At 71.4% G+C, this 6,212-nt stretch carries 7 protein-coding genes; 6 read left to right on the top strand and 1 reads right to left on the bottom strand.

From position 1 onward, the window contains the following. From R6V09_RS43280 to R6V09_RS43265, 4 genes are all read left to right on the top strand, one after another. Positions 1-464: sensor histidine kinase (locus tag R6V09_RS43280; RefSeq protein WP_327097550.1), on the top strand; the 464-nt coding region annotated here is incomplete at its 5' end. Between the two features lie 38 nt (positions 465-502). After that, the gene (locus tag R6V09_RS43275) at positions 503-1,183 is read left to right on the top strand and encodes a response regulator transcription factor (protein WP_317886966.1); all 681 of its coding nucleotides are present in this window, start codon (positions 503-505) and stop codon (positions 1,181-1,183) included. A gap of 134 nt (positions 1,184-1,317) precedes the next feature. Beyond that, on the top strand, positions 1,318-2,433 hold the full coding sequence (locus R6V09_RS43270) for a cytochrome P450 family protein (protein ID WP_317886965.1): 1,116 nt from the start codon (positions 1,318-1,320) through the stop codon (positions 2,431-2,433). 119 nt (positions 2,434-2,552) lie between these two features. Then, a complete protein-coding gene (locus R6V09_RS43265; RefSeq protein ID WP_317886968.1) occupies positions 2,553-2,951 on the top strand; it encodes a PaaI family thioesterase in 399 nt (132 codons plus the stop codon). Between the two features lie 141 nt (positions 2,952-3,092). Here the strand turns inward: R6V09_RS43265 and R6V09_RS43260 are convergent, their stop codons facing one another. Next, on the bottom strand, positions 3,093-4,109 hold the full coding sequence (locus R6V09_RS43260) for a Gfo/Idh/MocA family protein (protein ID WP_317886964.1): 1,017 nt from the start codon (positions 4,107-4,109) through the stop codon (positions 3,093-3,095). A 129-nt stretch (positions 4,110-4,238) separates the two neighbouring features. Between R6V09_RS43260 and R6V09_RS43255 the strand changes: the two genes are divergently transcribed. Next, entirely contained in the window at positions 4,239-4,976 is a 738-nt protein-coding gene (locus R6V09_RS43255) for a GntR family transcriptional regulator (RefSeq protein ID WP_317886967.1), read from the top strand. Positions 4,977-5,173: 197 nt separating this feature from the next. Further along, positions 5,174-6,212, top strand: a 1,039-nt coding sequence (locus R6V09_RS43250) for an ROK family glucokinase (protein WP_317886963.1), incomplete at its 3' end; no start/stop codon positions are given.

Genomic DNA, 6,212 nt, shown 5'->3' with positions numbered 1-6,212 from the left:
ACGAGGCGCTGCAGGACCTGCGCGAGATCATCGGCGTCCTGCGCGCGGGCGAGCCCGACGACACGGGCCGCCCGCAGCCCACGCTCGGCGCCCTGGACGCACTGGTCACCGAGTCCCGCGAGGCCGGCATGAAGGTCACCCTCGTCAACCGGGTCACCGACCCCGCCGCGGTGCCCGCCTCCGTGGGCCGCACCGCCTACCGCATCGCCCAGGAGGGCCTCACCAACGCCCGCAAACACGCCCCCGGCACAGAGGTCACGGTGACCGTCACCGGCACCCCGGGCGACGGCCTGGTGATCGCCGTGCACAACCCGCCCCCGGAGGGCGAGGTCCCGCACGTCCCCGGCTCGGGCCAGGGCCTGATCGGCCTGACCGAGCGGGCGACGCTGGCGGGCGGACGGCTCGAACACGGCCCGGAGAAGAGCGGCGGATTCCGGGTGCGGGCGTGGCTGCCCTGGGGGTGACCCCGCTTTCGCCCACGGGGCCGTGGTTACGTAGCCCCATGACCGCGATCAGACTGCTCCTCGTCGACGACGACCCGCTGGTGCGGGCCGGACTGTCCCTCATGATGGGCGGCGCCGCCGACATCGAGATCGTCGGCGAGGCCGCCGACGGCAGCGAGGTCGAGGAACTCGTCGACCGCGTCCACCCGGACGTCGTCCTGATGGACATCCGTATGCCCTCGGTGGACGGACTGACCGCCACCGAGCGGCTGCGCGCCCGCGGCGACGCGCCCCAGATCGTGGTCCTCACCACCTTCCACGCCGACGAACAGGTGCTGCGCGCCCTGCGCGCGGGCGCCGCCGGCTTCGTCCTCAAGGACACCCCGCCCGCCGAGATCCTCGACGCGGTGCGCCGGGTCGCGGCCGGCGATCCCGTCCTGTCGCCCGCGGTCACCCGCCAGCTCATGGAACACGCAGCCGGCACGGGCACCGGTACCCGTCGCGCACGCGCGCGTGCCCGCATCGCCGCCCTGGGCGACCGTGAACGCGAGGTCGCCGTCGCCGTCGGACAGGGCCTCGCCAACGCCGAGATCGCCACCGGCCTCTTCATGAGCGTCGCCACCGTCAAGACCCACGTCTCCCGCATCCTGGCCAAGCTCGACCTCAACAACCGTGTGCAGATCGCCCTGTTGGCGTACGACGCGGGCCTGCTCGAAGGGGACGGGGAGGACGGGCACTAGCCGCTGCCGCCGTGCGTTCCCACTGCACTGGGAGATCTCGGGGGATCGTCCGGGACAGGGGGGAACATACCGAGGCAATCGACCTGGGGGAGTTCGGCGAGGAGTTCCGACGGGACCCGCATCCGGTGTACGCCATGCTGCGCGAGCGTGGCCCGGTGCACCTCGTGCGTCTGCCGGAGCCGGAGGAGCACCGCGTGACCTGGCTGACCGTGGGGTACGAGGAGGCGCGCGTCGCGCTCGCCGACCCACGGCTGGCCAAGGACGGCAGCAGGATCGGGGTGACGTTCCTCGACGAGGAGCTGATCGGCAAGTACCTGCTGAGCGCCGACCCGCCGCAGCACACCCGCCTGCGCGGGCTCATCACCCGCTCCTTCACCATGCGCCGCGTCGAGGAACTGCGCCCGCGCGTCCAGCAGATCACCGACGAGCTCCTCGACGCGATGCTGCCGCTCGGCCGCGCGGACCTCGTCGAATCGCTCTCCTACCCGCTGCCCATCACCGTGATCTGCGAGCTGCTCGGCGTGCCCGACATGGACCGCGCGGAGTTCCGCAAGCTGTCCACGGAGGCGGTCGCACCCACCAGCGCGGGCAATGAGTACGACGCGTTCGTGCGGCTCGCCGAGTACCTCGGCGACCTGATCGAGGACAAGCGCTGCGCCGGCCCGAGCGACGACCTGCTCAGCGACCTGATCCGCACCACCGCCGAGGACGGCGACCGGCTCTCCCCGCAGGAACTGCGGGGCATGGCGTTCATCCTGCTCATCGCCGGCCACGAGACAACCGTCAACCTCCTCACCAGCGGCGTCCACGCCCTGCTCACGCATCCGGACCAACTCGCCGCCCTGCGCGCCGACATGACCCTCCTGGACGGCGCGATCGAGGAGATGCTGCGCTACGAGGGCCCGGTGGAGAGCGGCACGTTCCGCTTCGCCGCGGAATCCCTGGACATCGCGGGCACCCACGTCCTGAAGGGCGACGCCGTCATGGTCGGCCTGACCGCCGCCGACCGCGACGCGGGCCGCTTCCCCGCCCCGGACCGCTTCGACATCCGCCGCGACACCCGAGGCCACCTCGCCTTCGGTCACGGCATCCACTACTGCCTGGGCGCCCCGCTGGCCCGCCTCGAAGCACGCACGGCGATACGGACGCTGCTGGAGCGCGCTCCCGGCCTCGCCCTGGACGGCCCGACCGGCGACTGGCTCCCGGGCATGCTGATGCGCGGGATGCGCAGCCTGCCGGTGCGCTGGTAGAACGGCCGCACCGGACGGCCGTAGCAGCCGTCGAAGACGTGATGAAAGCCGTGGTGGAAGCCCGTGGAAGCTCTAGGAGGCCCGCTCCAGTGACCGCACTTGTGGAGTTCGACCTGGCCATGGCCCGGAAGGCGTTGGAGAGCCAGCCCTTCAGCAGGCTGCTCGGCGCGCGCCTGAGCGCCTTCGGGGACGGCGGCGCCACGCTGGAGATCGACATCAGGGAGGACCTCCACCAGCAGAACGGCTTCGTGCACGGCGGAGTCCTCTCCTACGCCGCCGACAACGCGCTCACCTTCGCCGGCGGCACCGTCCTCGGCCCCGCGGTCCTCACCGGCGGCCTCACCATCCAGTACGTCCGCCCGGCCACCGGCCGCACACTGCGGGCCCGGGCCGAGGTCGTGCAGGCCGGCCGCCGCCAGGCCGTGGTCCGCTGCGACGTCCTCACGGTCGCCGACGACGGCACGGAGTCCCTCTGCGCGGTCGCCCAGGGCACGGTGCTGCCGGTCCGTACGGCCTGAGGGGAACCGACCCGTCGCCCCGAGGCGGACGGCGCGGGCAAGGCACTGTGCGGACCGATTCGCCACTGCCGTACGAACTGCGTTGCCCGCACTGCGAGTTCGCGATCGCCGCGGACGTGGCCGCCACGGCGGTACGGCCGCTCAAGTGACGGTGTACCCGCCCGCGATCTCACAGAGCCGGACTGGTCTTCGCTCGCGCCGGGACACCTCGCACGCCTCGGCGATCCGCAGCGCCTGAAGGGCCTCGCGCCCGTCGCACGGATTGGTCCGCTGACCGACCACGACCTCGACGAAGGCGATCAGCTCGGCCTCGTAGGCGGGCCCGAAGCGCTCCAGGAAGCCGGTCCACGGCTTGGTCGCGGCCGGCGGCCCGGTCGGCTCGGTGGACGCGATCGGCGTCCGGTCGTCCAGGCCGACCACGACCTGGTCGAGTTCCCCGGCCAGTTCCATGCGGACGTCGTAGCCCGCCCCGTTCAGCCGCGACGCCGTCACCGTGGCCAGCGTGCCGTCGTCCAGTGTGAGGACGGCGGCGGCCGTGTCGATGTCACTGGCCTCGCGGAACATCGCGGGCCCGGCGTCCGACCCGGCCGCGAACACGTCGACCACCTCGCGCCCGGTCACCCAGCGCAGCATGTCGAAGTCGTGGATGAGCGTGTCCCGGTACAGCCCGCCGGAGATCGGCAGATAGGCGGCCGGCGGCGGGGTCTGGTCGGAGGTCATCGCCCGGACCGTGTGCAGCCGTCCCAGCCGCCCCGAGCGCACCGCCTCCCGGGCACCCGTGTAGCCCGTGTCGAACCGGCGCTGGAACCCCATCTGAAGGATCGTTCCCGCCGTCTCGACCTCGGCGATCGCCGCCAACGAACCGGGCAGATCAAGCGCGATGGGCTTCTCGCAGAACACCGGGAGCCCGGAGCGTGCCGCCCTGCCGATTAATTCGGCGTGCGCCGATGTCGCCGTAGTGATCACCACGGCGTCCACGCCCCACTTGAAGATCTCCTCCGTGCTCGGTGCCGCCGTTTCCCCCAGCCGGTTCGCCAGCTCCTGGGCCCGCGAGGGGTCCACGTCGGTGAGGATCAGCGAACCGACCTCACGATGACGGCTGAGCGTCCTGGCATGGATGGTCCCGATGCGGCCCGTACCGATGACTCCGATGCGCATGGGAACAAACTGAGGGCCGACCAGGCACGCTGTCAATGCGTATGTCCGGACAATCGAACTACATCACTTCCCGTCAACCATTCACAGAGCTACGCTCGGCCCGTGCCGAAACCAGATGTGGACCCGACAGTGCCGCTCGAACTCAGCGTGGACCGGAGCAGCCCGGTGCCGCTGTACTTCCAGCTGTCCCAACAGCTGGAGGCCGCGATCGAGCACGGCTCGCTGACCCCGGGCAGCCTGCTGGGCAACGAGATCGAGCTGGCGGCCCGGCTCGGTCTGTCCCGGCCCACGGTCCGCCAGGCCATCCAGTCCCTGGTCGACAAGGGCCTCCTGGTGCGCCGCCGGGGCGTCGGCACCCAGGTCGTGCACAGCCAGGTCAAACGCCCACTGGAACTCAGCAGCCTCTTCGACGACCTGGAGGCGGCCGGACAGCGCCCCGCCACGAAGGTCCTCGTCAACACCGTCGTTCCGGCGTCTGCCGAGGTGGCGGCGGCGCTCGGCGTGGCCGAGGGCAGCGACGTGCACCGCATCGACCGGTTGCGCCTCGCGCACGGCGAACCGATGGCGTACCTCTCCAACCACCTGCCGCTCGGCCTGCTCGACCTGAACACCGCGCAGCTGGAGGCCACCGGCCTGTACCGGATGATGCGCACCGCCGGAATCACCCTGCACAGCGCCCGCCAGTCCATCGGCGCCCGCGGCGCGACGGCCGAGGAGGCCGAGCGGCTCGCCGAGCCCGAGGGTGCCCCGCTGCTGACCATGCAGCGCACGACGTTCGACGACACGGGCCGGGCGGTCGAATTCGGCAGCCATACGTATCGGCCGACGCGTTACTCGTTCGAGTTCCAGCTTCTGGTACGCCCCTGAGTGCACCCGTTTCGCCCGCGATATTCGTCATAATGTCCGGACAATAAGATTTTAATTGGGGCTCACGACAGCGCCCCCTTTGGGGGCGCGGGGAACTGCGCGACCAGCCACAACGCACCCGCACAAGGCAACGATCCGCACCCCCTGTACGCCCCCGCACAGCACCCCCGGTCACGGTGAGGCAGAATCGGGCCTTGATGAGCACCTACGGCAACTTCAGCGCCCCCATAGGCTCCCGGCGTGCCCCCGCACTCAGGACGGTCGGCACGAGGGAGCGCCGCTCCCACCTGACGGCCCCCCGCGTGCCCACGGTCGGCATCGACATCGGCGGCACCAAGGTCATGGCGGGCGTCGTGGACGCCGACGGCAACATCCTGGAGAAGCTCCGCACGGAGACCCCGGACAAGTCCAAGAGCCCCAAGGTCGTCGAGGACACCATCGTCGAACTGGTCCTGGACCTGTCCGACCGCCACGACGTGCACGCGGTCGGCATCGGCGCGGCCGGCTGGGTCGACGCGGAGCGCAACCGCATCCTTTTCGCCCCGCACCTGTCCTGGCGCAACGAGCCGCTCCGCGACCGCATCTCCAGCCGCCTCGCCGTCCCTGTGTTGGTGGACAACGACGCGAACTCCGCCGCCTGGGCCGAGTGGCGCTTCGGCGCAGGCCGCGGCGAGGACCACCTCGTCATGATCACGCTCGGCACCGGCATCGGCGGCGCGATCCTGGAGGACGGCCAGGTCAAGCGCGGCAAGTGGGGCGTCGCCGGCGAGTTCGGCCATATGCAGGTCGTACCCGGCGGCCACCGCTGCGCGTGCGGCAACCGCGGCTGCTGGGAGCAGTACAGCTCCGGCAACGCGCTGGTCAGGGAGGCCCGCGAACTGGCCGCGGCGGACTCCCCGGTGGCCTACGGGATCATCGAGCACGTCAAGGGCAACATCGGCGAGATCACCGGGCCGATGATCACCGAGCTGGCCCGCGAGGGCGACGCGATGTGCATCGAACTGCTCCAGGACATCGGCCAGTGGCTCGGCGTCGGCATCGCCAACCTCGCCGCCGCCCTCGACCCCTCCTGCTTCGTGATCGGCGGTGGCGTCTCGGCCGCCGACGACCTGCTGATCGGCCCCGCGCGGGACGCGTTCAAGCGGCAGCTCACCGGCCGCGGTTACCGACCCGAGGCCCGCATAGTGCGCGCCCAGCTCGGCCCCGAGGCCGGCATGGTCGGTGCCGCCGACCTCG

Origin of the sequence: Streptomyces sp. W16 (assembly GCF_033194735.1) — a bacterium.
Classification (GTDB): Bacteria; Actinomycetota; Actinomycetes; order Streptomycetales; family Streptomycetaceae; genus Streptomyces.
Note: the sequence above shows the minus strand (reverse complement) of the source record. Positions and strands in the feature narration are given on the sequence as shown.

What these genes read in the sequence shown, in the direction of transcription:
- R6V09_RS43275 (WP_317886966.1), top strand. Translation starts at nt 503, where the DNA reads ATGACCGCGATCAGACTGCTCCTCGTCGACGACGACCCGCTGGTGCGG.
- R6V09_RS43270 (WP_317886965.1), top strand. Translation starts at nt 1,318, where the DNA reads ATGCTGCGCGAGCGTGGCCCGGTGCACCTCGTGCGTCTGCCGGAGCCG.
- R6V09_RS43265 (WP_317886968.1), top strand. Translation starts at nt 2,553, where the DNA reads ATGGCCCGGAAGGCGTTGGAGAGCCAGCCCTTCAGCAGGCTGCTCGGC.
- R6V09_RS43260 (WP_317886964.1), bottom strand. Translation starts at nt 4,109, where the DNA reads ATGCGCATCGGAGTCATCGGTACGGGCCGCATCGGGACCATCCATGCC.